General features: G+C 71.6%; 20 protein-coding genes and 1 pseudogene. 11 read left to right on the forward strand and 10 right to left on the reverse strand.

Features of this window, described 5'->3' with window-relative positions; all coding sequences use genetic code 11:
- Nucleotides 1-92: 92 nt before the first annotated feature.
- The 4 genes from G6R20_RS08160 to G6R20_RS08175 form a co-directional block, all read right to left on the reverse strand.
- Nucleotides 93-1,943 carry an ABC transporter ATP-binding protein gene (locus tag G6R20_RS08160; protein WP_240341325.1) on the reverse strand — a complete coding sequence of 617 codons (1,851 nt, stop codon included), beginning with the start codon at nucleotides 1,941-1,943 and terminating at the stop codon, nucleotides 93-95.
- Nucleotides 1,940-3,754 carry an ABC transporter ATP-binding protein gene (locus G6R20_RS08165; protein ID WP_163376036.1) on the reverse strand — a complete coding sequence of 605 codons (1,815 nt, stop codon included), beginning with the start codon at nucleotides 3,752-3,754 and terminating at the stop codon, nucleotides 1,940-1,942. Before G6R20_RS08165 ends, G6R20_RS08160 begins: the two co-directional genes overlap by 4 nt.
- A gap of 373 nt (nucleotides 3,755-4,127) precedes the next feature.
- Nucleotides 4,128-4,877 (reverse strand): lytic murein transglycosylase, encoded by a 750-nt coding sequence (locus G6R20_RS08170; protein ID WP_096907146.1) that lies wholly within the window; start codon nucleotides 4,875-4,877, stop codon nucleotides 4,128-4,130.
- 122 nt (nucleotides 4,878-4,999) lie between these two features.
- On the reverse strand, nucleotides 5,000-5,593 hold the full coding sequence (locus tag G6R20_RS08175; RefSeq protein ID WP_240341326.1) for a TetR/AcrR family transcriptional regulator: 594 nt from the start codon (nucleotides 5,591-5,593) through the stop codon (nucleotides 5,000-5,002).
- 45 nt (nucleotides 5,594-5,638) lie between these two features.
- Between G6R20_RS08175 and G6R20_RS08180 the strand changes: the two genes are divergently transcribed.
- From G6R20_RS08180 to G6R20_RS08220, 9 genes are all read left to right on the forward strand, one after another.
- Entirely contained in the window at nucleotides 5,639-6,895 is a 1,257-nt protein-coding gene (locus G6R20_RS08180; RefSeq protein WP_163376037.1) for an oxygenase MpaB family protein, read from the forward strand.
- A gap of 233 nt (nucleotides 6,896-7,128) precedes the next feature.
- Nucleotides 7,129-7,470, forward strand: a complete 342-nt coding sequence (locus G6R20_RS08185; protein WP_067713415.1) for a metalloregulator ArsR/SmtB family transcription factor — start codon at nucleotides 7,129-7,131, stop codon at nucleotides 7,468-7,470.
- Nucleotides 7,467-9,491, forward strand: a complete 2,025-nt coding sequence (locus G6R20_RS08190; RefSeq protein ID WP_163376038.1) for a cation-translocating P-type ATPase — start codon at nucleotides 7,467-7,469, stop codon at nucleotides 9,489-9,491. Before G6R20_RS08185 ends, G6R20_RS08190 begins: the two co-directional genes overlap by 4 nt.
- 56 nt (nucleotides 9,492-9,547) lie before the next feature.
- On the forward strand, nucleotides 9,548-10,246 hold the full coding sequence (locus G6R20_RS08195) for a hypothetical protein (protein ID WP_163376039.1): 699 nt from the start codon (nucleotides 9,548-9,550) through the stop codon (nucleotides 10,244-10,246).
- Complete coding sequence (locus tag G6R20_RS08200) at nucleotides 10,243-10,683, forward strand: hypothetical protein (RefSeq protein WP_163376040.1); 441 nt, start codon at nucleotides 10,243-10,245, stop codon at nucleotides 10,681-10,683. The genes G6R20_RS08195 and G6R20_RS08200 overlap by 4 nt, the downstream gene beginning before the upstream one ends.
- A 36-nt stretch (nucleotides 10,684-10,719) precedes the next feature.
- The gene (locus tag G6R20_RS08205; RefSeq protein ID WP_163376041.1) at nucleotides 10,720-11,409 is read left to right on the forward strand and encodes a DUF305 domain-containing protein; all 690 of its coding nucleotides are present in this window, start codon (nucleotides 10,720-10,722) and stop codon (nucleotides 11,407-11,409) included.
- A gap of 74 nt (nucleotides 11,410-11,483) precedes the next feature.
- Nucleotides 11,484-12,116, forward strand: a complete 633-nt coding sequence (locus tag G6R20_RS08210) for a CueP family metal-binding protein (RefSeq protein WP_205475767.1) — start codon at nucleotides 11,484-11,486, stop codon at nucleotides 12,114-12,116.
- Between the two features lie 44 nt (nucleotides 12,117-12,160).
- A complete protein-coding gene (locus tag G6R20_RS08215; RefSeq protein ID WP_163376042.1) occupies nucleotides 12,161-12,799 on the forward strand; it encodes a GNAT family N-acetyltransferase in 639 nt (212 codons plus the stop codon).
- Nucleotides 12,800-12,857: 58 nt separating this feature from the next.
- Nucleotides 12,858-14,180 (forward strand): alpha-hydroxy-acid oxidizing protein, encoded by a 1,323-nt coding sequence (locus tag G6R20_RS08220; RefSeq protein WP_163376043.1) that lies wholly within the window; start codon nucleotides 12,858-12,860, stop codon nucleotides 14,178-14,180.
- 28 nt (nucleotides 14,181-14,208) lie between these two features.
- On the opposite strand, the gene G6R20_RS08225 is transcribed toward G6R20_RS08220, so the two are convergent.
- The 6 genes and pseudogenes from G6R20_RS08225 to mfd form a co-directional block, all read right to left on the reverse strand.
- Nucleotides 14,209-15,231 carry a hemolysin family protein gene (locus tag G6R20_RS08225; protein WP_163376044.1) on the reverse strand — a complete coding sequence of 341 codons (1,023 nt, stop codon included), beginning with the start codon at nucleotides 15,229-15,231 and terminating at the stop codon, nucleotides 14,209-14,211.
- Nucleotides 15,231-16,640 (reverse strand): hemolysin family protein, encoded by a 1,410-nt coding sequence (locus tag G6R20_RS08230; protein ID WP_163376045.1) that lies wholly within the window; start codon nucleotides 16,638-16,640, stop codon nucleotides 15,231-15,233. The genes G6R20_RS08225 and G6R20_RS08230 overlap by 1 nt, the downstream gene beginning before the upstream one ends.
- A gap of 202 nt (nucleotides 16,641-16,842) precedes the next feature.
- Nucleotides 16,843-16,974, reverse strand: coding sequence for a putative transporter small subunit (locus tag G6R20_RS18670; RefSeq protein WP_096907137.1), 132 nt, complete (start codon nucleotides 16,972-16,974; stop codon nucleotides 16,843-16,845).
- Between the two features lie 18 nt (nucleotides 16,975-16,992).
- Nucleotides 16,993-18,726, reverse strand: a pseudogene (locus tag G6R20_RS08235) (sodium:solute symporter family protein).
- A 478-nt stretch (nucleotides 18,727-19,204) separates the two neighbouring features.
- Nucleotides 19,205-20,164, reverse strand: a complete 960-nt coding sequence (locus G6R20_RS08240) for a MazG nucleotide pyrophosphohydrolase domain-containing protein (RefSeq protein WP_163376046.1) — start codon at nucleotides 20,162-20,164, stop codon at nucleotides 19,205-19,207.
- Nucleotides 20,161-23,829, reverse strand: a complete 3,669-nt coding sequence (mfd, locus tag G6R20_RS08245; RefSeq protein WP_163376047.1) for a transcription-repair coupling factor — start codon at nucleotides 23,827-23,829, stop codon at nucleotides 20,161-20,163. Before mfd ends, G6R20_RS08240 begins: the two co-directional genes overlap by 4 nt.
- A gap of 348 nt (nucleotides 23,830-24,177) precedes the next feature.
- Here mfd and G6R20_RS08250 point away from each other — a divergent pair, with 348 nt between their 5' ends.
- Together G6R20_RS08250 and G6R20_RS08255 are read left to right on the forward strand one after the other, a co-directional pair.
- Nucleotides 24,178-24,702 carry an MSMEG_0572/Sll0783 family nitrogen starvation response protein gene (locus G6R20_RS08250; RefSeq protein ID WP_061913878.1) on the forward strand — a complete coding sequence of 175 codons (525 nt, stop codon included), beginning with the start codon at nucleotides 24,178-24,180 and terminating at the stop codon, nucleotides 24,700-24,702.
- Nucleotides 24,703-24,706: 4 nt separating this feature from the next.
- Nucleotides 24,707-25,597, forward strand: coding sequence for a carbon-nitrogen hydrolase family protein (locus G6R20_RS08255; protein ID WP_061913876.1), 891 nt, complete (start codon nucleotides 24,707-24,709; stop codon nucleotides 25,595-25,597).
- Nucleotide 25,598 lies beyond the last annotated feature (1 nt).

A 25,598-nucleotide genomic window follows, 5' to 3' on the forward strand; every position in this document is an offset into this window, starting at 1 on the left:
CTCTTCACCGGCCGGCCGCTGCGGCCGTGGATGTCGTCACCCTTCGCGGCGCGCGCACCACCACCGGCATCGCAGTCCGCCACCTACCGACCTCACGCCCCGAACCACGCCCGGCTGAGCTCGGCGTACCGCCCGTCCGCCCGGAGCAGCTCGTCGTGCGTGCCGGATTCGACGATCCGGCCGTGGTCCATCACCAGGATGCGGTCGGCGGCCTCAGCCTGGCTCAGCCGGTGCGCCACCACCAGACCCGCCCGGTCGCGGAGCACCGCAGCGGCAGCCGCGTCGAGGCGACGGGCTCCGGCGGACCCGGCCTCGGCGGTGGCCTCGTCGAGGATCACGACGTCCGGGTCGGCCAGCTCGACGCGGGCCAGGGCAATCATCTGACTCTGCATGGGATCGAGCGCGTGCCCGCCCTCGCCGATGAGGGTGTCGATGCCGTCGGGCAGGGCGTCGACCCAGTCCGCGCCGACGGTCCGCAGCGCGGCGCGGACCTCGGCGAGGCCGGCCTCGGGCCGGGGCGCGCGGACGTTCTCGACCACGGTGGTCGCGAAGGTGTGCACCTCTTGCGAGACCATCGTGACGTGCTGCCGCAGCTCCACCGGGTCGACGTCGGTCAGCGGGACCCCACCCAGTCGCGCACTCCCCCGCGTCGGAACCACCGAGCCGGCGGCGACCAGCGCGAGCGTGCTCTTGCCGGCGCCCGTGGATCCGACCACCGCGACCACCTCGCCGGGCGCGAGCGTCAGGTCGACGTCGATGAGTGCCGGAGCGCCCTCTCCATAGGTGTGCGTGATGCCGGTGAGCTCGAGCGGGCCGGCCCCGGCGGCGGTGGAGTGCAGCGCGGCGGTGCGCTCGGGCACGGGCATGGTGATGACTCCGACCATCCGCACCAGCGAGGCTCCGGCGGAGTGGACCTGATCGACCATGCCGACCAGCGCACCGATCGGGTTGAACAGCCGATGGAACAGCAACGCGGCGGTCGTCACGGCACCGGCGGTGATGGCGCCGGAGTCCACGAGGAAGAACCCCACGACCAGCAGCAGCCCGAGGACGGTGACCTCGGCGCGGTTGTTGCGGCTGAAGGCTCGGGTGACGAAGTGGAACACCTGGATGGACAGGTCCCGGGCGCGGGCGGAGGAGGCGGTGATCCGCTCCAGCTCGGAGTCCTGGGCGTCGTAGGCGTGCAGGGTGCGGGACCCGGAGATGCCCCCGAGGAGACGGCTGGCCCGGGTGCCGAAGGCGGCGCGCTCGGCGGCATAGACGGGGCCGGACCGGGGCAGGTACCAGCGCAGGGTCGTCCAGTACATCGGCAGCGCGAGCAGCCCCACCAGCCCGAGGCGCCAGTCGACCGTGGCCAGCCCCACCCCGGACACGATCACCGTGAACGCCGACTGCACGACCAGCGGGATGACGGCGGTGGCGGCCTGGCTGATCTCGCGGGCGTCCTCCGCGACGCGGGAGACGAGGTCGCCGGTCTCGGTCGTCTCCATCTGCGCCGCGCCCAGGCGCAGGGAGCGGTCCATCACCATCTCGCGCAGCCGGGCGACTGTAGGTTCGGTCAGCCGGGCGAGCCAGGCCTGGCCAGCCCAGGTGCAGCCCGCGCCCACGACGCCGGCCACGGCGATCGCGCCCGCGCCGATCCACACGGCGGTGTAGTCCTCGCTGCCGGGCAGGTCGTCGACGAGCCGGCCGATCACCCACGGCGCGACGAGGCCCGCCACGGATCCGATCAGCCCGGCCAGGCACACCAGCGTCAGGTACCCGCGCCGCTGCCGGAGCAGCGGCCAGAGAACAGCAAGGGACTCGCGGCCCGTCGCCAGCGGCAGCGCGCCGGAGGATCCTGCCGCGTCCGGGCCGTCCGCGGCGGTGGCGGTGGTGGCGGTGGCGGTGGCGGTGGTGGTGTTCGTCATCCCGCGGGTCGTCCCCGTCTCGGTTGTGCTCATCGGTCGACCGCCGTCCGGTAGGAGGCCGACGCCTCGCGCAGCTCGAGGTGGGTGCCCGAGCGCGCCTCGCCGCTGCGGGGCAGGTGGACCACCCGATCGGCGGTCGCGAGGAACGGCGGCGACGACGTGACGATCAGCGTGGCCTGCCGCGGCCGACTCGTCCGCAGTCGGCGGACGGCCTGGGCGATCTCCCACTCGGTGACGGCGTCGACCGCACTGGTCGGTTCGTGGAGCACCAGCACGTCCGGGTCGGCGTGGAGGGCGCGGGCGAGCGCGATCCGCTGGCGCTGACCGCCGGAGAGGTTCCGGCCGCCTTCCTGCACCGCGTGGTCGAGCCCGTCGGGCAGGTGCTCGATGATCTCCGCGACGGCCGAGGCGCGCAGGACCTCATGGGAGATCGGGGTGGCGGCCTCGCCACCGGCACCGGGCTCACGGAGCTCGTCGTCGTCCCCCGGGCCGCCATGTCCCGAACCGCCGACCCCCGGGCCGTCGTGCTTCATCGCGATGTTGGAACGGATGGTGCCGACGAACAGGTCCACGCGGTGCGGCGCGGCGACGAGATGCTCGGCGATGGCGGGTGCCAGGTGACTGCGTCGGTGCCCGCCCACCAGGACGGCGTCGGCCCCGTCGCCGTGCCCGGCGATCGCCAGGACGACGGCGTTCGCGGCGGCGGGCTGATCGGCCACGAGAGCGACGACCTCCCCCTCGGCGACCTCCAAGTCGAGGGAGCGACCATCGGGCAGCGCCAGCCCGCGCACCTCCAACCGCACCCCCGCGGGGACCTCGTCGCCGGAGTCGTCGACCGGCGCCGACCCCAGCAGGTCGACGAGCCGCTGCGCCGCGCCGTGGGACCGGGCGGAGATCGACACCATCTGGGTGATCATCCGCACCGGCTCCTCAAAGAAGACGGCCACGCCCACCACGGAGACGAGCGTGCCGATCTCCATCTCCCCGGCCAGGACGCGGTAGCCGGCGGCCAGCAGCACCAGCGCCAGGACCACGGCCATCCCGAGCGAGCCGATCCCCTGGACCCGCCCCGTCCGCTCGGCGGTGACGATCCCCGCCGCGGCCGCCTCCTCGGACGCCGTGCGGTACTGCTCAGCGGCCCAGCGCTCCCCGCCGCCTGCCTTGAGCACGCGCAGGCCCGCCATGATGTCGGTCGCGCGGCTGCTCGCCCGCCCGATCGCGGCCTGCTGGGCGGTGCTGTGCCGGGAGATGGTGCGGCTGGGCAGGGCCACCAACACCAGGCTGAGCGGGACGCCGATGAGCACGATGAGCCCGACCAGCCAGTCGGTCCACAACAGGTAGACCGAGATCCCCACGATGCTGATCACCGCCGACCCGCCCAGCGCGATCTGCCGGAAGACCAACGCGGCCACATCGGCATCGGCCGAGCACACCGAGAGCACGTCGCCCGAGCTCGCACCGTCCATCGCTCGCCGCCGGGTCAGCGGCACCCGCGTCACCTCGACCCGCAGATCGTGCGCCTCCTCTTGCAGGGCCCGGTTGCTCATCCGGGCGCCGAACCGGTAGCCGAGGCTGAGCACGGTGAACAACGCGATGAGCCCGACGACCGACCACAGCAGGGCCCACCGGTCGAGCGGGATGATCGCGACGTCGACGATCACGCCGATCGCGATGGGCACCAGCGCCTCACACAACTGCCACAGGGTCATGAGCACCAGGCCGGGGACCACCAGGTGCCGGCGGCGCCGGACCGCGCGCAGCAGGAGCCCGTTGGCGGTGGTCGGCGCATTCGCCGGGGTCGGGGCGCCCGCGGACTGCCGGCGCGTCGACGTCGGTGCTGACATGGGTGTGGGACTCCCGCCGTTGGTGATCGCCTGCAAACTCGGCCGACTCAGCAGCGTAGTTCGCGGCGCCCACGCAGTGGCGCCCACACCTCAGCTGCCAGATCGCCCGCCGCGGGCAGCCCTCCCGGCCCGCGATCTGCCCGGCCCACGATCTGCCCGGCCCACGATCTGCCCCTCAGATTGCGATGCGCCCCAGGGAGCCCGCGCGTGGAACGAAATACGAGGCGCGTCACGGCGGGCCGGAGGGCAGATCGACTCCGGCGGGGCGAATCGGCGCCAACCCGCCCCGCCGGCTCTCGAAGCCCGGCCCGGCCACGGCACAGGTCGTGATTCCGTCGCCCGCAGGCCACGTCGCGCGGACGGCGCCGCCCGCCTACGGCGCGGTCGTCCCCACCGAGTAGGCGGCCGCCGCGTCGCGCACGTCCATGACGTATTCGCGCGACGCGTTGTAGGACAGCACGGCCCGCTGCCAGTTCTCGGCCTGCGAGAGGTCTCCCCCGTTCGTGCACAGCAGGCGCGCGGCGGACACGGCGGCGTCGTCGATCTGGTTCGGATCGGCGCGCCCGTCTCCGTTGGCGTCGACGCCGTACTTGCGCCACGATTCGGGGATGAACTGCATCGGCCCGACGGCCCGGTCGTTCTCGGTGTCGCCGTCCAGCTCGCCGCCGTCGGTGTCGGGGATGTCGGCGAAGCCGGGCGAGCCGTCGAGTTTGATGCCGATGATCGGCGGGAGCGCGTAGCCGTCGTCACTCAATGACGCCCCGCGGTACCGGCCGTGCCGCGTCTCCACGTGCCCGATCCCGGCGAGCGTCGTCCAGGCGAGGTTGCACTCGGGTCGGGTCTGCCGCATGGTCTCGGCGGCGTTGCCGTAGGCGGCGAGCGCGGCGACGGGGATGTTCATCGGCTCGTTGAGTCCCGCCGCCCACTCGCGCAGCTGGTCGGAGGTGCGACCGGGCGCGTTGATGTCGACGCTCGGCACCGGGGCGCCGGCGGCAGGCGGAATGCCCGGGGGGATGGGGGTCGGCGCCTCGCGGGTGGGCCCATAGGAGCACGACGACGACAACACGGCAACGGCGACCAGGCCCGCGAGACTCGCGGTGGCGCGGGGGGTCAGGGTGGGCATCGCGCTCAAGTCTGCCCGAGCGGTCTCGCGCAGCGCGTCGGGGTATCCCCTGATTCCCGGCGGGCCGGAGCCTCGCGCGTCCGGGCAGCTGCGGGCGCCGATGTCAGCGGCGGGCGACCGTGTCAGCCGCGCCCACCGAATCCCCCGGCCAGCGAGGTGAGCTCGTCCAGCAGGGCGTCGCGGCTGATGGCGGGCTGGTCGAGGACCCAGCGGACGGCGATGTTCTCCACGGCCATGACGATCACCCACGCCCGGGCCGCCGGGTCCCCGCTCGTGGCGCCGGCGGCCGCGAGGTAGACCGCCAACAGTTCGCGGACCCGCTGTTCGAGGGCGTGCTGCGCCGCCCGGTGCCGCACCGCGGGCAGCTCCTCCCACATGATGCGCAGCAGTCCGGCGTCGGCCTCGAGCGCGGTGAGCAGGGCGTCGGCGATCGACCGGGCCGCCGCCAGGCTCTTCACGTCGACCGGGCCCGCGGCCGAGAGCGATGCCGCGACCCGGTCGGAGATCTCCGCCGACCACCGGTCCATGACCACCGCGACCAGCGCGGATTTGTCCGGGAAGTACTGGTACAGCGAGCCGGGGCTGACCTCCGCCTCGTCGGCGACGCGGTTGGTGGTGAACGACTCGTAGCCGTCGCGCACGAGCACAACGCGAGCAGCCTCCACGATCCGCTCCACCATCGCGCGGGATCTCGCCTGCTTGGGCACCCTTCTCATAGACACGAATTGTATGCGAGTAAAAACTCGCGTCATAGTCATGTCATGACCGTGACGCCTGAACGCCCCACCACCGCCACCGGTTCGCCGGCCGGCGAACCCGCCCCGCCGTACCCCACGCGCTTCCGCGAAGCCGAGGACCGCTCCCGCCGCATCGGCCGCACTCTCAAGGCCGTCGCGCGCGTGGACGAGGTCGACGAGCAACTCATGGACCGCCTCGGCCGCGGCTACCTCGAACGCGACGAGCTCGGCAACAGGCTGGCCGTCGCGATGCGCCTGCGCTCGGGCGAGCCCGGCGCGGTGACCCGCCGCCAGCTCGACGAGGCGCTGCACTCCGGCTCGGCCGGCCTGCCCGAGGACACCGCGCCCGTCCTGCGCGAGTACATCGCGCGGCTCGAGGACACCCCGGACTGGGTCGACTGGGCCAGGATCGAGCGCGGCCAGAAGGTCTACCTGCGGCTGGGCCAGAACGCCGCCGACATCCTGCTGCAGCTCTCGCTCATCGGCGGCTACCGCTTCGGCGGCCCCACCGACCTGCTCGTGGCCACCGGCGGGCTGACCGGCAACACGACCCTGCGTCGCCTGGCCGAGACCAGCCACTGGACCATGTCGCTGTCGATCCCCGACGGGCTGCGCCCGGGCGGCGAGGCCTGGCGACTGACCGGCCACGTGCGGGCGATGCACGCGGTGGTCAACCACGCCATGGAGCCCCGCTGGGACACGGGCCACTGGGGCCTGCCGATCAACCAGAGCGACCTCGCCGCCACCCTGGGCCTGTTCGACGCCGTGGTCCTGCTGGGCGTGCGGACGCTCGGCGTGCCGGTGAGCCGACAGGACTCGGCCGACGTCATGCACGTGTGGCGCTACGTCGGCTGGCTGCTCGGGGTCGACGACGACTTCCTCGTCGAGCGCGAGAGCGAACGCCACCGCATCAACTACCACATCCTCCTGGCGCAGGCCGGGCTGTCCGAGGCGGGCCCGCAGCTCACGCAGGCGCTGGTCGAGGCGCAGCGCACCCGGCATCGCAGCGGCCCCTTCCCTCGCCTGCGCGCCCGCATCGGCCACGAGCGACTGCTGAGCATGCTCACCATGCTGCTGGGACGTGAGTCGATGCGCGAGTTCGGCCTGCCCGTCCGGCCGCCGTGGGCGCACGCCTACCTCGTCCCGCTCAACACCCTGCGCTACCGCACGCCGTGGGGCCGGGCCCGGCTCGAGTCGTGGGGCGAGAAAGTTCGGGCCCGCGAGCGCAAGGAGACCTTCGGCGACTCCCGGCCCGACATCGGCCGCCCCGCCACCACCTGACGCCGGACTCCCCCGAGGGGCCCGCCCCGACCCGCGCCCGCCTGCCCTCCCGCCTGCCTGCCTGCCTGCCTGCCTGCCTGCCTGCCTGCCTGCCTGCCGAGCAGAGGATTTCGCGCGTATCGCCCGAGAGACGGGTGCACGAATTCCTCTTGTCGGCGGGCTATGGCGGCGAGGAGGCCAGACAGCGCCTGGTGGCTCAACGTCAGTTCAGCGTGCGTTGTACAGTTCAGCGTATGCTGACGCGTGCCACCCGCCTCGACGTGATGCATCGGCTCGGCCGCGCGATGGCCGACCCCACCCGGTCCCGGATCCTGCTGTGCCTGCTCGAGGGGCCCCGGTACCCGGCCGACCTCGCCCGCGAACTCGAACTGACCCGGCCCAACGTCTCCAACCACCTCGGGTGCCTGCGGGACTGCGGGATCGCCGTGGCCGCGCCCGAGGGGCGGCAGATGCGCTACGAGATCGCCGACCCGCACCTCGAGGCCGCACTCACCGCGCTGCTCGACATCACACTCGCCGTGGACCGCGACGCCGAGTGCGCGGTCTCCGACTGCCCCACGTGCGCGGCGTCATGACCTCCGCGTGCGGCTGCGAGGCGCCGGCGCCCGCCGACCCCGAGGAGAAGGATCGACCGTGGTGGAAGGACCCGGCGGTCCTCATCCCGGCCGCGTCCGGCGTCGCGTTCGTCTCGGGCCTCGCGGCAGAGTGGTGGGGGGCAGAGTGGTCGGGAGCCGGACCGGCCGGCCAGGCCCTGTTCTGGATCGGCCTGCTGCTCGGCGGGTCGACGTTCGCCCCGGCAGCGATCCGCGGGCTGCTCACCAGCGGCCGGCTCGGCATCGGGTTGCTCATGACCATCAGCGCCGTGGGCGCCGTGATCCTCGGCTACGTCGAGGAGGCCGCAGCCCTGGCCTTCCTCTACTCGATCGCCGAGGCGCTCGAGGACAAGGCGATGGACCGCGCCCGCTCCGGCCTGCGTTCCCTGCTGACGCTGGTCCCGGACACCGCCACCGTCCGCCGGGGTGCCCGCACCATCGAGATCCCCACCGCCGAGCTTCGTGTCGACCAGATGCTCGTCGTGGCCCCGGGCGAGCGCGTCGCCACCGACGGGATCGTGGCCCGCGGCCGTAGCAGCGTCGACGCCTCCGCGGTCACGGGCGAGTCGATCCCCGTCGAGGTCACGCCCGGCGACCGCGTCCTCGCCGGTTCGATCAACACCTCCGGCCTCCTCGACCTCACCACCACCGCCCCGGGCACCGACAACACGCTCACCACGATCGTCGGCCTCGTCGAGCGCGCCCAGACCGAGAAGGGCGACCGGGCCCGCCTCGCCGACCGGATCGCCCGCCCGCTGATCCCCGGGGTCCTCGTGCTGGCCCTGCTCGTCGCGGGCCTCGGCTCACTGCTCGGCGACCCGGAGCTGTGGATCACCCGCGCGCTGATCGTCCTGGTCGCCGCCTCGCCCTGCGCACTGGCGATCTCGGTGCCCGTCACCGTGGTCTCCGCGATCGGCGCGGCCAGCCGGTTCGGTGTCGTCGTGAAGTCCGGGGCGGCGTTCGAACGGCTCGGCACCATCCGTCACCTCGCGATGGACAAGACCGGGACCCTCACCCGCAACGAGCCCTCGGTCGTCCGCGTCCCCACCACCCCGGGCACCAGCGAGTCCGAGGTGCTGTCCCTGGCCGCGGCCGTCGAGGGCCACAGCACCCACCCGCTGGCGGCCGCCATCACCTCCGCCGCCCTCGCCGGGGCCTCCCGGCAGGACCCGGCAGACCCGCGGGTCTCCGCGCCGGGAATCGCAGACGCCGAGCACGTCGAGGAGTCCGCCGGGCACGGGATCTGCGGCACCGTCGACGGCCACCTCGTCACCGTGGGATCACCGCGCCGGCTCGCGGCCGGGGAGCTCACCGACCAGCTCACGGCCCTTGAGCACGAGGGCATGACCGTGGTGGTGGTCCACCGCGACGGCCGCCCGATCGGCGCCATCGGCATCCGCGACGAGTTGCGGCCCGAGGCCCTCGTCGTCGTCGCCACCCTGGCCGACCACCGCATCGGCGTGAGCATGCTGACCGGCGACAACCCACGCACCGCGTCCGCTCTCGGCGCGCAGGCCGGCATCGGCGACATACGCGCCGACCTCTCGCCCGCGGACAAGGCCGATGCGGTCGCCGAACTGGCCCGGTCCCGGCCCACGGCGATGATCGGCGACGGCATCAACGACGCCCCGGCGCTCGCGACCGCAGACGTCGGGATCGCCATGGGCGCAGCCGGATCCGACGCCGCCATCGAGTCCGCGGACGTGGCCTTCACCGGCACCGACCTGCGGCTCCTGCCCCGCGCACTCGCCCACGCCCGGCGGGGCGGCCGGATCATCAACCAGAACATCGTCCTCTCACTGGTCCTCATCACGGCCCTGGTCCCGCTGGCTGTCACCGGCGTCCTCGGTCTCGCCGCGGTGGTCCTGGTCCACGAGATCGCCGAGGTCATCGTGATCCTCAACGGGCTGCGGGCGGCGCGGATCCCCTCGGCACCTGCGGAGACGGCGCGCGTGCGTGAGGCCCGAACGCCTCAGTTCGCACCATTAGCCGACAATGGCTAATTCGGCAGCTTTAGGTGTTTTCGCCTTATGTCGGCGGTGTGTGGCACGATCGCCCCATGTACGTGGTGACCATCGACCAACGCCGCAGCCGCAGCAGCGCCGACCGGGTACCCGCCCTGATCGACGCACTGGCGGACATCCCGACCGCGGCCGCGTTCGAGCGCACGGCCGGAGACGAAGTCCAGGGCCTGCTCGACGACCCTGCCGCGGTGCGGTCGGCGCTGCTCGTCGCCCTGCGCGAAGGTGACTGGCACTGCGGTGTCGGGGCGGGGGAGGTCGACGACGAGTCCTACTCCTCCGGGACCAGAGCCGGACGCGGGGCCGCCTATCTCGCCGCCCGCGACGCCGTCGACGCCGCGAAGGGCCTCCCCGGCTCGGTGGCCATACGGGTGCCGGGCGACCCCGGATCGCGGGACGACCGCGGCTCGGCGACGGCGTGGGCCGCCGACTGCGAGGCGGTGTGGGCACTGGTGGCGCCACTCGTGCTCGGACGCACCGACGCGCAGTGGCGGGTGGTGGACGCCGTCGACCGCTCCCCCACCCAGGTCGCCGCCGCCGAGGAGTTGGGCATCACGCCCGCCTCGGTCACCGGGGCGCTGCGGCTGTCGCAGATCCGCGAGGAGCGCGCCGCGTACCCCGTGCTCGACCGGTTGCTCGGCGGCGCACACGACGCGGCCGTGGGCGGGGCCGGCAGCCCGGCGAGCGGCCAACGCGGTAAGGCCACGAACGGCGCGCGTGGGAAGGCCGACCGATGAGCAGCTGGCCCGCCTGGATCCTGGTCGCGATCGTCGTCGCGCTGAGCCTGATCGCCTCCGCCGCGCTCGGTTCTCCCGTCGCGTCGCTCGTCCTGCGCTCGGCACGGGTGCCCGAACCCCCGACCATCGAGGTCAGCGGTGACGCGCGAACCCCGGTGATGCGCCGACGAGACGATCCCGCCCCGGCTGTCCGCGAGGTCCTGCGCGGGGGGATGTGGATCGGGATCCTCGAACGCGTCGGACTCACCGCGGCCATCCTCGCCGGGCGCTTCGAGCTCGCCGCGGTGGTCGTGGCCATCAAGGCCCTCGGCCGATACCCCGAGATCCGCGAGAACCCCGCGGTGAGCGAGCGATTCATCATCGGCACGCTCGCCTCCCTGCTCGTCGCCGCGGCGTGCGGGGCGCTCGGACTCGCAATACTGCATACCCTGGGCTGAGCACGCCTACCGATCCCCGAGGAGAGGCCACCCGCCATGACCCGCACGACGCTCCTGGTCTCCGCCGCCGTGACCGCGTCCGCGCTGGCCCTGACCGCATGCAGCGGGGGCGGGGACGACACCGCGACCGCGGCTGCCCCGGCCGGCACCTCCGCCGACGCCAGCGCGGAGTCCGGCACGAACGCCCCGGCCGATCCCGGCGCCGACGCTCCCGCCGATGAGGGTGAGCGCTCGGCCGCCGACGTCATGTTCGTGCGGATGATGATCCCGCACCACGAGCAGGCGATCGAGATGAGCGACATCATCCTGGCCAAATCAGACATCCCCGCCGACACCACAGCCCTCGCCGAGAAGATCAAGGCCGAACAGGGTCCCGAGATCGATCAGATGACGACCTGGCTCGACCAGTGGGGACAACCGCCCGGCCCGCGCGACGGCCACCGGGGCCACGGTGGCGGCGGCATGCCCGTGATGGGCAACGACATGTCGATGATGGACGGCATGCTCTCCGCCGACGAGCTCCAGCAGTTGTTCGACGCCGAGGGCACCGACGCCGCGCGGCTGTACCTGGAGCAGATGATCGCCCACCACGAGGGCGCCATCGACATGGCACAGGGGGAGGTGGCGGACGGCACCTACCCGCCGACCGTCGCCCTGGCCCGGTCGATCATCGACACCCAGCAGCAGGAGATCGCGCGCATGCGTGAGATGCTCGCGGCGATGTGAGGCCTGACCGGCCACGCGACACCCGACGGCGTGATACCCGACAGCGTGATACCCGACAAGGAGCCCGCCCAGCAATGACCACCACCCCTCGTTTCCGTCGCCGGGCCCTCGCCGCGGTCGTCACCGCGAGCTGGCTCACCCTCTCCGCCTGTGGCACCACACAATCGGACCAGGCGGACCAGAGCCCCAGCGGGCAGAACCAGAGCGAGTCGAGCCAGGCCGAGGCGACCGAGGTCCTCGACCAGAACGGGCTGGCCGATATGGACGCCCGCGGGGTGATCGAGCACCTCGACACGATGCCCGTCGCCGAGCGCCCCACCACCCTCCTCGCCTCGGTCCAGCCGACCGAGCTCGTCCTCACCGACACCGCCGGCGGCTCCATCGCGACCCTGCCGATGCCGGACGAGCAGTTCTACCTGTCCGTCGCGCCCTACGAGGACCAGACCCATGACTGTCTCTTCCACAGTCTGACGACCTGCCTCGGCGAGATGGCCGGCGAGCCCGTCGACATCACCGTGACCGACGAGACGGGGCGGACGGTCGTCGACGAGACCCGCACGGCCTACGACAACGGGTTCGTCGGCCTGTGGCTCCCCCGCGACCTCACCGGCACCCTCACCGTCGAGCACGACGGAAAGTCCTCGACGGTGCCGATCGCCACCGGCGACGACGACCTCACCTGTCTGACCACGGCGCACCTGACGTAAGAGCCCGACGCCGCACCCGACCCGCACCCGCCAGGAGCCCGCCCATGGTCACCGTCCGAACCGCCACGCGTGCCGACGCGCCCGCGATCGCCCGCATCCTCAGCGACGCGTTCCGCGACGACCCCGCATGGTCGGTCACGCTGCCCGAGGACGAGACCCGGCACACCAAACTCACCTCGTACTACCTCCGCCGGGTGCGGCGACACCCCCAGTGGGTCGACGTCGCGATGGACGACGGCCGTGTCGTCGGAGCGGTCCTGTGGCAGCCCCCTGCCGCCCCCGGCGCTCTGGGGACCGCCCGGCGAGCGATCTCCGGTGCGGCCCTGTGGACGCTGGGCCGGCTCCCCCTGGGCCGCGGTGCCCGGCACACCCTCCAGATCGAGGCCTACCGGCCCACCGAACCGCACTGGTACATCCGCGACATCGGCACCGGTCCCCGAGCCCGCGGCAAGGGCGTCGGATCGGCACTGCTGGAGCACCGCCTGAGGGTCGTCGACCACTCCGCGAACCCGCTGGCGTTCCTCGAATCCACCACCCCGGCGAGCCGTCGCCTCTACGAGCGGTTCGGGTTCGAGGCAGTGGGCTCCGTGCCGACGCTGCCCGGTCAGTCCTCGACCGCCATGGTCCGTCGGCCCGTCGACAGCGCGGACCGGTCCGACCGGCCCGACGGACGCGCGGAGTAGACCCGCCGGGCAGCACCTCCTCCGCGCACGCGACGAAGGCCTCAGTACGCTCACGGCTATGACGGCAGACTTCGTGACCCCCATCACAGACACCCTCGGCCGCGCGCGCCAGAACATCATCTACCGCTCCGGAGTCTCCGGGATCACCCCCGCGGTGCCGACCGGCGCGGAGAAGCTCGAAGCCGCCGCCCGCCGCGCGCTCTTGCGACGACCCGGCGGGAAGAAGGCCTGGGCCTACGTCTACGGAGGAGCCGGCTCGGGGCAGACGATGGCCGCCAACCGCGAGGCCTTCGACCGCCGTCGGCTGGTGCCACGCATGCTCCGCAACACCTCCCGGCGCGACATCTCCACCACGGTGCTCGGGCAGACGCTCCCCGCGCCCGTCCTGGTCGCCCCGATCGGCGCCGCCGGACTCATCCGTCGCGACGCCGACGTCATGGTCGGCCGGGCCGCCGCCCGCTGCGGACTGCCGTACATCTTCTCCTCGCAGGGTTCGTCGCCCATGGAGGCCACGGCCGCGGCGATGCAGGACAGCCCCCGCTGGTTCCAGCTGTACTGGAGTAGCGACGAGCAACTGGTCGACAGCTTCATCGCCCGCGCCGAGGCGATCGACGCCGGGGCTCTGGTCGTCACGCTCGACACCACCACCCTCGGTTGGCGGCCGTGGGACCTCGACCTCGGTTCGCTGCCGTTCACCCGCGGCGTCGGAATAGCGCAGTACACCTCGGACCCGCGTTTCCGGCAGTTGGTCGCCGAGCGGGTCGAGCGCGAGGCCGCGGCGGGTGCCAGCGCGGACGCCGATGCCGTCAAGGTCACCCCGCAGGCGGCGCTGACGCTGCTCGAGATGGCGCGCAACCACCCGGGTTCGACGCGGGAGAACCTGCGCGCCCCCGAGACCCGTGCCGCCGTGCAGACGTTCCTCGACACGTTCTCCAACCCGGCACTGAGCTGGGACCACCTGGCGACCCTGCGGGACCGGACGAGGCTGCCGATCGTCCTCAAGGGCGTCCTGCACCCCGACGATGCCCGGCAGGCGTTCGACGCCGGTGTCGACGCGGTCATGGTGTCCAACCACGGCGGTCGCCAGGTCGACGGGTCGATCGGCACCCTCGACGCCCTCGTCCGGATCCGCGAGGCGGTCGGCCCGGAGCCGACACTGCTGCTCGACTCCGGCATCCGCAACGGCACCGACGTCGTCAAGGCCATGGCGTGCGGCGCGAACGCGGTGACGATCGGCCGGCCCCACGTCTACGGGCTGGCCATCGCCGGCGAACACGGCGTCGGCGAGGTGCTCGACAACCTGCTCGCCGAGATCGACCTCACCATGTCGCTGAGCGGCGCCAGCTCGTGGGACGAGGTCGACGCCTCACTGCTGGCCTGAGCGTCCTCAGCCCCGGGTCCGGACGCCCTCAGCCGACGGGAGCCGGATCCTCCGGCATGAGGTGCCGCAGGATGTCGGCGATGGTGATCACGCCGACGATCCTGCCCTCGTCCAGGACCACCGCGAGCTGCTCGCTGCGCTCCCGCGCGACGCCCAGCGCCTCGTACACCGGCGTGCGCACATCGAGCGTCATCACCGGCCGGGTGAGGGGGCCGACCGGGGCGTCCTCGGGTTCCATCAACGTGTCGCGAACGTGCACGACCCCCGGGGTGGACGAGACGTCGTCCATCACCAGGATCCGCATGTGCCCGGTTCGGGCGGCCGCCTGCTGGACCTGGGCCACCGTGCCACCGGCGGGGACCGCGGTGGGCTCACGGGAGCCGTCCACCAGTTCGCCCACGTCCAGGTCCTCCAGCCCCAGCGCCCCGGACAGCGGCGAGCTGAACGACTCGGAGAGCGCACCGGTCTCGGTCGAGTGCTCGACGAGCTGGCGGATGGTCTCCGCGTCCTGCCCGCCCACTGCCGCGCGTTCGACCGGGGTCACACCACTGGCCAGGACCAGCCTGTTGGCCATCGCATTGACCCAGCGCAGCAGCGGCCGGAAAATCCAGATGAATCCCCGGGCGGGCAGACCGATGAACTTGGCAGCGAACTCAGGGTGGGCGATCGCCCACGACTTGGGGGCCATCTCACCCACCACCAGGTGCAGGAACGTCACGAACAGCAGTGACAGTGCAAACGCCACGCCGCCGGCGAGCTGGGCCGGCGCGCCCCACGAGGAGAACACCGGGCCGAGCCACCCGTCCACCGCCGGCTTGGTCACCGCGCCCAGGGCGAACGTGCACGCCGTGATCCCGAGCTGGGCACCGGCGAGCATGATGGTCAGCTCGTTCATCCCCCGCAGCGCCGCGCGGGCCGAGGCGCTGGACTCCGCATCCTTCTCCAGGCGGTGCTGGCGCGCCCCCAGCAGCGCGAACTCGATCACCACGAAGAACGCGGTCAGCACGATCAGGGCGACGGTCACCGCCGTCACCACCAGCGGGTTGTCCATCACAGTGCATCACCCTTCTCGTCGGGGACGCTGGGGTGTCCCTCGTCGGAGCCGCTTCCGCGCACTTCGACCAACCGCATCCGCAGTTCGCTGGGCACCAGTCGTTCCACCTCGAGGACCTCGATCTCCAACGCGAACTGCTCCGGGTTCGCGGAGATCAGGTCCCGCGGGTCGATCGGCAGCTCGACCGTCACGATCCGCCCCACCTCCGGCAGCTCGCCGTGGATCGCGATGGCCAGTCCGGCCACCGTCTCGTAGTCGCCGTGCGGGAGTTCGCGTCCGAGCGCCCTCTCGGCCTCGTCGACGTGAACGTCGCCGTCCATCCGCCAGCATCCGTCCTCCTCGACGGCGATGACGGACTCCGGCTCGACATCGTGCTCATCGGTCAGTTCGCCGACCAGCTCCTCGGCGAGATCCTCGATGGTCAGCACTCCCGCGAACCCGCCGTACTCGTCGACGACCGCGGCCAGCTGGGCACGTGAGCGCGTCAGCGTGCGCAGGGCGTCGGGCAGGGACATCAGCGAGGGCACCACCACGGCGGGCCGCATCAGTTCGGACACCGCCGCGTTCTCGTCGATCCCGCCACGCAGCAGGTCAGCCAGCTCGACCACCCCGACCGGCTCCTGATCCTCGGTGACGACGGGATATCGCGTGTGACCGGTGGCCATCAGCTGACGGACCTCACCGATACTGGCGCCCGGTGTGACTACCCCGGTCTGCGGCCTCGGCACCATCGCGTGCTCCACCGTCCGCTCCGGGAAGTCCAGGATCCGATCGAGGAGGACCGAGAGGTTCTCCGGCAGATTTCCGCTCTCCCGCGCATCCGCGACGATCCGCTCGAGGTCCTCTGCGGTGGCGGTGGAGTCCAGATCCTCCACCGGCTTGACGCCGACCATGCGCAGGATCAGGTTGGCCGCGCGGTCGAACACCACGATCAGCCACCCGAACACCGTGAGGTAGGCGGTCGTGGAGCGGGCCAGGCCCCGCGCGAGGGGTTCGGGATTGGCGATGGCCAGGTTCTTGGGATACAGCTCGCCGAAGATCATCTGCACCACGGTCGCCACGACGAGTGCCAGGGTCGTGCCGATCGTCACGCTGACCGCAGCCGGAACGCCGGCGCCACCCAGCAGCTCCCCCAGCGACTCCCCGACGAGGGGTTCGGCCACGTAGCCCACGAGCAGGCCCGTGACCGTGATCCCGAGCTGGGCGCCCGAGAGCATGAACGACGTCCGCCTGGTGACCTTGAGCGCACGGCTGGCGGCCTTGTCCCCCGCCTCGGCCCTGGCCGAGAGCCGGTTCCGGTCGACGGACATGTAGGCGAACTCCTGCGCCACGAAGTAGCCGTTCGCCGCGATGATCGCGAGGATCACCACGATCCCCAGGAGCAGCGTCAGGATCGTCACGCCCATCTCCCCGCCTCCCCTCGGCCGGGCTCACCTGACGACAGCGCGGGCAGGGGACGAACTCGCTGGACACGTCTCAGGCCCGGGTCGTCACACGACCCGGGCCTGTTCGAGGGGGTACCCATCAGGGTGTTTCACACACTCCAAGTCTGGAAGAGAGAACTTCTACCCCTCCGAGTATGACGGAAGTACGCCCCGAGAGCATCGGCTAGATGATCGGGTCGCCTTCGCGCCTGGCCTCGGCGGCCTCCTTGACGAAGCCACGGACGAGGACGGCGAGGACGCCGGCCACGATGACGGGCCAGATCAGGACGTAGATCGTGAGAAGGATCGGTGTCATTGTCAGCTGCCTTCCTTCCTAGACGCGGACGAGGTCGTCGTCGTCGTCATCGGTTCGGACGTTCTGGTCGCGGCCGTCGTCGTCGGACTGCGCCTCGAGGGCCTCCGCCGATTCCGCCGTGTCGTAGTCGGCGGTGCGGGCGGCGATCTTGGCGAAGTCGAAGTCCATCGAGCTACGGAAGGACATCGCGGCACAGACGATCGTGCTCACCGCGTACGCCACGAGCGAAGCGGTCAGGGTGTCGTAGTCACGCAGGAAGCCGAAGATGAACGGCGCACTGCCCAGGGCCGCGACCGCGCCGACGACCAGCGCCGGGCGCAGGCCGAAGAACCCGAAGACCATCAGCCCGAGCACCACGCCCACGCCGACCACTGCCAGCGCCTCGATGCCGTACGCGAGCACGCCGCTGTCCGGGATCGCACCGAAACGGGTCGGCAGGAACACCGCGAGCGCCGCGAGCACGGACACGGTGAAGGCCATGTTGGTGACCTTCTTCCAGTAGAAGCTCGCGATCACCGGGAACACCAGGGCACCCCACAGAGCACCCACGAAGACCAGCAGGTCCAGGATGTTGAACCGGATGTTGGCGAACACCAGGGCCGCAGCGGTGGCGAGGACCATCGTGAGCCGGCCCACGATGAGCATCGTGCGCGGATTGGGGACCTTGCCCTTGCTGCGCAGGCTCTGTCCGTAGACGTCGGTCATGGCGATCGACGACATGGCCGACAGGTCGGAGTCCGCGGTCGACGAGAGCGACCCGATGATCATGATGAAGAACACCGCGACCAGGACGCCCGGCAGGTACTCAGCGGCCACCTGCGGCAGGATGTTGTTGGGGTCGCCGTCCACGGGATCGATACCCGCGTACAGGGCGAGCACGCCCACCATGCCGATGCCGATGATCGTGGCGCCGTAGCCGATCGTCGCCGTGATGAAGGTCGGCTTGATCAGGTCCTCGCGCACCGCGAACAGGCGCTGGGCGATGGTCTGGTTGCCGATCGCGTAAGCCAGCACGGCCGCGATGTAGGGCGCGCCCTGGTTGAGGAACGCGTCCGAGGAGAAGAAGTTGCTCTGCTGCGGGGTCAGGTTGGCCGCACCGCTCGAGAACACCTCGACACCGCCGAGGAAGAAGAACATCGACGGCACGATGATGATGACCGCGCCGAGCATGGCCAGCACCTGGGCGAAGTCCGTGAGCACCGAGGCGCGGAAGCCGGACCACAGTGTGTAGAGCAGCACACCGGCGGCGATCACGATGATGCCCTGCATGAAGCTGAACGGGCTGAGCATGGCGATCAGGGCGCCACCGGCGATGAAGTTCGACGTCAGCGAGATGACCGAGCCCAGGATGTTGGAGCCGGCCAGCATCAGCTGGGAGGAGCGCCCGTGGCGCGCGAACATGACCTCGGCCAGGGTGTGAGCCTGGGGCGCGACCTTACGGATGCGTCGACCGAAGGGGTAGATGAACAGGATCATCAGGGCACCCCAGAGCCCGTAGTGGATCGGTCCCGACACACCGTAGAGTTAGCCGGAGTTGACCGAGGCGTACATCGACGAGGCCCAGATCCAGGTGGCCGTCATCGACGCCGCCGAGATGCCGAATCCGATCCGGTGACCGGCCGTCATGTAGTTGTCAGCGTTCTCGTCCTTGCGCGCGATCCGCATGGACATGACCATGGTGCCGCCGTAGAACAGCAGCAGTAGCAATACAAGCGCAGTCGCACTCAGCGCGGGAGAGCCGAGCAAATCCATATCTGCCTTTCTCTCTTTTATTGTCAGAACAACGGGCCCAGCATAGAGAACCCTGACGGGAAACTGAGAATCGGCGAGGCCACGGCCGTTGTCCGGAGATCCAAAACGGAGTCGGCTCCCACCCATTGACGGCCCACAACCCCGCTTCGGGATGGAGGGAAACCCCAAACGGCCCCCTCCACCGAGGCCGATACTCAGGGAACGTTGTGGATGAATGTTGCCAGATCAGTGAGGCCCAGAAAGTTGCGGATAGACGCAAACATTGCGGTGCCTGCCTGCGCCGACGACTCAAGATCAACCGGCAGCCGTCGACCCCGGCGAGTGTGCGCTCCGCGAACCGAGCGCCGTCAACTTAAGAGTGAGCTCACATCCCTCAGCAGGTGACTGCGAGGACGCCCCTCGGCCGGGCGCACCCGTGGGCGGGTCGGCGGCGGGCTGGTCGGCGGCGTGCGGGAGGCGGGTGTTCCCGAGGTGTGGATCAGTGCCGGTCGGTGCGGCGGTGCCACGCGGCACGCCACTCATCCGCGCCGGCCTCGGCCGCGGGCACGGGCAGCCGCGACTCCGCGGCCCTGACGGTCTCGGCGAACTCGCGGACCACCCGTCGATACTCGACCTCCGCCGAGCCGGAGCCGTCGGCGTCGGAGGCCTCGTCGGCGGAGTGGGCGGCGGCGTGGAACAACCCCCCGGCATCGACGTGGACGACGCGCATCCGATCGGGCACGAGATCGTCGGGGATCCCGGCCGACCGGACGCGCTCGAGAACCTTCTGCCCCAGTGCCAGCGCGGGCATGTCCCAGGAGATCCCCTCGACCACACCGCGCGGCGGGCGACCGGCGCGCTCGGCGGCCTTGGCCTCCTGCCACAGTCGGTCCTGCTCGGCGGCATCGAGGGCCCCGAGCCCACGACCGGGCCCGTCGGTGAACCAGTACGGTGCCCGGCGTCGGAGCTTGTCGAGCAGCGCCCCGGCCACGTCCTGCACGTCGAACGGCGACTCGTCCCGCTCGGCCCCGATCGCGGCGTGGAACAGCACCTGGAGCAGCAGGTCGCCGAGCTCGGAGACCAGCTCGTCGCGGTCGCCGTCGGCCACCGCGTCGACCAGCTCCCACGACTCCTCGAGCAGGTACGGCAGGAGCGAGGCGTGGGTCTGGGCGGACTCCCACTCGCCGTCGCGGCGGATGCGGGCCATAACCTCGACGGCCTCGGCCAGCCGGTCGCCGCCGCCCGTCGAGAAGAGGGTTTCGCCCGTATCGGTCGAGTGGACTCGTGCGAAATCCTCTTCTCGGCGGGGATCGCGGGCGCCGCCGGCGCCACCGGGGCCGCCGGCGCCACCGGGGCCACTGGGGCCACTGGGGCCGCGGGCGCCGCCGGGGCCACTGTGGCCGCGCGCCGCGCCGCCGGGGTCCGCGTCGGAGGCGGGCCGCCCGCCGCCCGGGCTCATCGCGCGGGCACCGTCTCCGGCTGGATCACCGGGTTCGACCCCTCCGGATCCCCGGCCATCGCCGTGAGGAAGTCGGCGGCGTACTGCAGCATCTCGTCGTCGCGCGCCTTCTCCCCACCGGCACCCGCACGCGCGCCGGCCGCCTTGGGCAGCGGGAGCAGCACGGTCTTCTGCGTGGCCCGGTACTGGGCGGCCGGGTACATGCGCTTGAGCCGCATCTGCTGCGAGTCCAGCAGGTCGAGCGGGCCCACGCGCAGGCGAGAGCCGGCCAGGACGATCTCGCGGACCCGGTACTTCTGCGCGACCAACCGCAGCCGCGAGACGGACACCACGCGGCGGGCCTCGGCGGGTAGCGGCCCGTAGCGGTCGAGCAGCTCCTCGACCACGGCGTCGATGTCGGCGGCCTCCCGCGCCTGCGACAGCTTGCGGTACGCCTCGAGCCGGAGCCGGTCGCCGTCGACGTACTCCACGGGGATGTACGCGTCGACGGGCAGCTCGATGCGGATCTCACCGACCTCCTCCTCGACCTCCACCTTCTCCCCGTCGGCCACCGCGCGGTACGCCTCCACCGCCTCGCCCACGAGACGGATGTAGAGGTCGAACCCGACGCCCGCGATGTGCCCCGACTGCTCCGCGCCCAGCACGTTGCCGGCGCCACGCAGCTCGAGGTCCTTCATCGCCACGGCCATGCCGGCACCGAGGTCGTTGTTCTGCGCGATCGTCGCGAGCCGGTCGTACGCGGTCTCGGTGAGCGGCTTCTCCGGGTCGTAGAGGAAGTAGGCGTACCCGCGCTCCCGTGACCGGCCCACGCGGCCTCGCAGCTGGTGCATCTGCGACAGGCCCAGCTGGTCGGAGCGGTCCACGATGAGGGTGTTGGCGTTGGAGATGTCCAGGCCGGTCTCGACGATGGTCGTGCACACCAGCACGTCGTACTCGCGGTTCCAGAACCCGCCGACGGTCTGTTCGAGCTGCTCCTCCCCCATCTGCCCGTGCGCCACCACGACGCGCGCCTCGGGCACCAGGTCGCGGATCTTCGCGGCGGTGGAGTCGATGGTCCGCACGCGGTTGTGGACGTAGAAGATCTGCCCCTCGCGCAGCAGCTCGCGCCGGATGGCGGCGGCGACGTGCTTGTCCGAGTGCGCGCCCACGTACGTCAGCACGGGCAGGCGCTCCTCGGGCGGGGTGAGGATCTGGCTCATCTCGCGGATGCCAGCGAGCGACATCTCCAGGGTTCGCGGGATCGGGGTGGCGGACATGGTGAGCACATCTACGTGGGTGCGCAGGGAGGTGATGTGCTCCTTGTGCTCCACGCCGAAGCGCTGCTCCTCGTCCACGATCACCAGGCCGAGGTTCTTCCACCGCACGCCCGTCGCGAGCAGCCGGTGCGTGCCGATCACCACGTCCACTGTCCCGTCCGCCAGCCCGGCGAGGATCTTCTTGGCCTCGGCGTCGGAGGTGAAGCGGCTCAGTCCACGGATCGTCACGGGGAAACCGGTCATCCGCTCGGCGAACGTGGCCAGGTGCTGCTGCGCGAGCAGCGTGGTCGGCACCAGCACCGCGACCTGGGTGCCGTCCTGCACGGCCTTGAACGCGGCGCGCACGGCGACCTCGGTCTTGCCGTAGCCGACGTCGCCCACCACCACGCGGTCCATGGGGGCGGTCTTCTCCATGTCGCCCTTGACGTCCTCGATCGCCGTGAGCTGGTCGACGGTCTCGGTGAAGGGGAACGCGTCCTCCATCTCGCGCTGCCACGGGGTGTCGGGGCCGAAGGCGCGCCCGGGCGCGGACTGCCGCTTGGCGTACAGCTGGACCAGCTCGGTCGCGATCTCGCGGACGGCCTTGCGGGCCTTGCGCTTGGTGTTCTGCCAGTCGGCGCCGCCCATCTTGGACAGCGTCGGGGCTTCGCCGCCGACGTAGCGGCTGAGCTGCCCGAGCGACTCCATGGGCACGTAGAGCCGGTCCCCGGCCGCGCCGCGCTTGCCGGGCGCGTACTCGATGACCAGGTATTCGCGCCGTGAGGAGCCGTCGCCACCGCGCACCTGCCGCTCGACCATCTCCACGAACTTGCCGATGCCGTGCTGGTCGTGCACCACCCAGTCGCCGGCCTTCAGTGCCAGCGGGTCGACCTGGTTGCGGCGCTTGGAGTGGCGGGCCTTGGGGCGGGTGGTGGAGCCGAGGCGGTTGCCGGTGAGGTCCGTTTCGGAGACGACGACGAGGTCATCGGCCACCCCGGCGGCGCCAGCGCCGGTGGTGAGCGAGAACCCGCCGTGCAGGACAGCCTCGTAGACCGACACGAGTCCGTCGGCGGGCTCGGCGCCGGGCGTCGCGGCGGTGGCGGGGACCTCGGCCTCGGACAGGCGTTCCAGGATGCGGGCGACGGTGCCGTGGCCGGGGACGACCATCGCGGCCCGGCCGCCGGCGCCGACGAGCGCGCGCAGCCGCACGAACGTGGCCTCCATCTCGGAGTCCTTGCCGCGCGGGGCGGGCGGGTCGCCGGCCTCGACGGTCACCACGAGGCCGTCCTCGGGGTCGGTGAGGAATCCGGGCGGGACGAGCTGCCACCAGGCGCGGCCCGCCTCGGTGGCCTCGTCGCGCACGGCGGAGAAGGTGCGGTAGCCCGAGCCGGACAGGTCCAGGGTCTCGCTGTCGACGGGGGCGTCGCCGCCCATGGTCGCGGCGGTCCACGAGGCCTCGAGGAACTCACGGCCCGCCGAGGCGAGGTCGGCGGCGCGGCGGCGCACCTTGTCCGGGTCGCACACCACGACACGGGTGTCGGCGGGCATGAGCATCGGCAGGGTGGCCATCTCGCCCGGCACGAGCACGGAGGTCAGGGCCTCCATGCCGTCGCGCGGGATGCCCTCGGCCAGCGAGTCCAGCAGCTCGGCCAGCGTCGAGTTGGCGCGGTGCTCGGCGGCCAGCTGACCGGCCCGGGCGCGGACGTCGTCGTCGAGCAACAGCTCGCGGCACGGGTACAGCACGACCTGCTCGACCTCGCCGTCGGGCAGCGAACGCTGGTCGGCGACGGAGAACTCGCGGATCTCGGCGATCTCGTCGCCGTCGAACTCTATGCGCAGGGGATGGTCGGCCGTGGTCGGGAAGACGTCCACGATGCCGCCGCGCACGGCGATGTCACCCCGGCGGGCGACCATGTCCTCGCGGGTGTAGGCGAACTCGGCCAGGTGGGCCATGAGGTCGGTCGGGTCGACCTCGGCGCCCCGGGTCAGGCGCACGGGCTCGCGGCGGGCGGCCGCCGGGGAGATGGGCTGCACCACCGATCGCGCCGCCGCGACGATGATCCTCGGCGCCCGTCCGGCCATCACGGCGGACAGCACCTCGAGGCGGCGACCGATCGTGTCGGCCGCCGGCGACAGACGCTCGTGCGGCAACGTCTCCCAGCTCGGGAACTGCGCCACCTCGCCGTCGTACATCCCCGACAGCTCGTCGGCGAGCTCCTCGCACTCGCGCTCGGTGGCGGTGACCACCAGCAGCGGCGCGCACTCGGCCAGCGCACCCACCAGGAACGGCCGCAGCGACTCCGGCGCGCGCACCACGGCGGTGTCGCGGCCCAGGCTCGCGCGCAGATCGGCCAGCGCCGGGTTGGAGATGACCGCACCGGCCAGACCGGACAGCGCGGCGGTAGTGGGGCTGCTGACAGTGGTGGTCACGCGTGTGAGTCCTCCAGGTGGGGTGGGCGCGGCGGACGTGGCCGCACGGAAAGCACCAGTGTAATCGGCATCCGGCGCCGGAGCGCGGGGGCGACTCCACGGGCTGCGCGGAGCAGCCTCAGGACCCCCGTGGTGCCGCCACGGTGCCGCACCCGGTCGTGGCGCAGAGCCGCCTCAGTGCCACCCCCGGGTGGCGGCGTCGGTCGCAATGTTTCGTCGGCGACGGATGCGTTGTTCCAATCGCAACCACCCGGTAACAGACCGACACGCAACGGTAACGGTGCGGGCGTGTACTCGCTGCCATGTCACCGGAACCCCTCCGGTGGCCTCGTGCCCGAGGAGCCGACCATGCCCGAGTTCGACACCACCATCACCGAGAACATCGCCGCCTCCCTCAAGGAGATCCCGCACCCGTCGCTGCCCAAGGGCACCAACATCTACGGCGGCACCAAGATCTTCCCGGACTACAAGGCCGAGGAGGGGGAGTCGTACTTCACGCTCGTGCATGGCATCGCACACGAGTCCTCCGTCTCCTTCGTCGCCGTCCTCCAGGCCACCCGCGCGCTGCGCAAGGGATTCGAGTCGGCCATCTACTTCTACGGGCCCGGCGCGATCAACTGCCTGGCCACCCGCGGATTCCCGACCACCGGGGACTCCGGCTTCCCCGGCGAGCAGAACATCAACGAGTCCCTCGAGTCGTTCATCTCCGAGGGCGGGACGGTGTTCTGCTGCCGCTTCGGGCTCGGACTCCACGGCGGTCGCGAGGAGGACCTGATCGAGGGCGTGATTCCCGCGCACCCGCTCGACGTGCAGGACGCCCTGATCCACTACGCCCGTAAGGGCGCGATCATCAACTCCACCTACATGGTCTGACGTCATGACGACCATCGGCTCGGTCGCCGCCAACTTCGGCCGCGACCTGGAAGAGAACTACCGGACCATCGCCCACTACACGGGGATCGCCCGCGAGAGCGGCGTCGACTTCCTGGTCTTTCCCGAGGCAGCCATCGGGGGCTACCTCTCGAGCCTCGGCAACCACGGTGACACCGTCTCCACCGCCGGCTCGCTGCCCCCCGCCATCCGACTCGACGGCCCCGAGATCGCCCGCGTGCAGGAGATCATCGGAGACCTGGTGGTGGCCATCGGGTTCTGCGAACTCGACGACGACGGGGTGAGCCGCTACAACGCGGCCGCTGTCCTCGACGGAACCTGCGTCTACGGCACCTACCGCAAGGTGCACCAGCCCCTCGGGGAGAACATGTCCTACGCCTCCGGCGGCGACTACCGGGTGTTCGACACTCCGGTCGGGCGGGTGGGCCTGCAGATCTGTTACGACAAGGCGTTCCCCGAGGCCGCGCGCGTCATGGCACTGCAGGGCGCCGAGATCATCGCCTCCCTGTCCGCGTGGCCGGCGGCACGTACCGCGACCGCCGCCAACCTCCAGGAGGACCGCTGGACCTACCGGTTCAACCTCTTCGATTCCGCACGGGCGTTGGACAACCAGGTGTTCTGGGTGGCCTCCAACCAGGCGGGGACTTTCGGGTCCCTGCGGTATGTCGGCAACGCCAAGATCGTCGACCCCGGCGGGAACATCCTGGCCACCACCACCCTCGACGAGGGCCTGGCGGTCGCCGAGGTCGACGTGGCGGGGACCTTCGCGGCCATGCGCGCCGGGATGTTCCACCTGCGCGATCGGCGCCCCGACGTCTACGGGTCGCTGGTCGAGGTCAGCGACCCGGCCGAGGAGAGGACGCTCGCCAGTGCCTGAG

The organism is Dietzia sp. Alg238-R159, from assembly GCF_900537145.1.
In the GTDB taxonomy this organism is placed as follows: Bacteria; Actinomycetota; Actinomycetes; order Mycobacteriales; family Mycobacteriaceae; genus Dietzia; species Dietzia kunjamensis.

What these genes read in the sequence shown, in the direction of transcription:
- G6R20_RS08215 (WP_163376042.1), top strand. Translation starts at nt 12,161, where the DNA reads ATGGTCACCGTCCGAACCGCCACGCGTGCCGACGCGCCCGCGATCGCC.
- G6R20_RS08210 (WP_205475767.1), top strand. Translation starts at nt 11,484, where the DNA reads ATGACCACCACCCCTCGTTTCCGTCGCCGGGCCCTCGCCGCGGTCGTC.
- G6R20_RS08195 (WP_163376039.1), top strand. Translation starts at nt 9,548, where the DNA reads ATGTACGTGGTGACCATCGACCAACGCCGCAGCCGCAGCAGCGCCGAC.
- G6R20_RS08200 (WP_163376040.1), top strand. Translation starts at nt 10,243, where the DNA reads ATGAGCAGCTGGCCCGCCTGGATCCTGGTCGCGATCGTCGTCGCGCTG.
- G6R20_RS08185 (WP_067713415.1), top strand. Translation starts at nt 7,129, where the DNA reads ATGCTGACGCGTGCCACCCGCCTCGACGTGATGCATCGGCTCGGCCGC.
- G6R20_RS08190 (WP_163376038.1), top strand. Translation starts at nt 7,467, where the DNA reads ATGACCTCCGCGTGCGGCTGCGAGGCGCCGGCGCCCGCCGACCCCGAG.
- G6R20_RS08230 (WP_163376045.1), bottom strand. Translation starts at nt 16,640, where the DNA reads ATGGGCGTGACGATCCTGACGCTGCTCCTGGGGATCGTGGTGATCCTC.
- G6R20_RS08225 (WP_163376044.1), bottom strand. Translation starts at nt 15,231, where the DNA reads ATGGACAACCCGCTGGTGGTGACGGCGGTGACCGTCGCCCTGATCGTG.
- G6R20_RS08220 (WP_163376043.1), top strand. Translation starts at nt 12,858, where the DNA reads ATGACGGCAGACTTCGTGACCCCCATCACAGACACCCTCGGCCGCGCG.
- G6R20_RS08160 (WP_240341325.1), bottom strand. Translation starts at nt 1,943, where the DNA reads ATGAGCACAACCGAGACGGGGACGACCCGCGGGATGACGAACACCACC.
- G6R20_RS08170 (WP_096907146.1), bottom strand. Translation starts at nt 4,877, where the DNA reads ATGCCCACCCTGACCCCCCGCGCCACCGCGAGTCTCGCGGGCCTGGTC.
- G6R20_RS08205 (WP_163376041.1), top strand. Translation starts at nt 10,720, where the DNA reads ATGACCCGCACGACGCTCCTGGTCTCCGCCGCCGTGACCGCGTCCGCG.
- G6R20_RS18670 (WP_096907137.1), bottom strand. Translation starts at nt 16,974, where the DNA reads ATGACACCGATCCTTCTCACGATCTACGTCCTGATCTGGCCCGTCATC.
- G6R20_RS08180 (WP_163376037.1), top strand. Translation starts at nt 5,639, where the DNA reads ATGACCGTGACGCCTGAACGCCCCACCACCGCCACCGGTTCGCCGGCC.
- G6R20_RS08165 (WP_163376036.1), bottom strand. Translation starts at nt 3,754, where the DNA reads ATGTCAGCACCGACGTCGACGCGCCGGCAGTCCGCGGGCGCCCCGACC.
- G6R20_RS08175 (WP_240341326.1), bottom strand. Translation starts at nt 5,593, where the DNA reads ATGAGAAGGGTGCCCAAGCAGGCGAGATCCCGCGCGATGGTGGAGCGG.
- G6R20_RS08255 (WP_061913876.1), top strand. Translation starts at nt 24,707, where the DNA reads ATGACGACCATCGGCTCGGTCGCCGCCAACTTCGGCCGCGACCTGGAA.
- G6R20_RS08250 (WP_061913878.1), top strand. Translation starts at nt 24,178, where the DNA reads ATGCCCGAGTTCGACACCACCATCACCGAGAACATCGCCGCCTCCCTC.
- G6R20_RS08240 (WP_163376046.1), bottom strand. Translation starts at nt 20,164, where the DNA reads ATGAGCCCGGGCGGCGGGCGGCCCGCCTCCGACGCGGACCCCGGCGGC.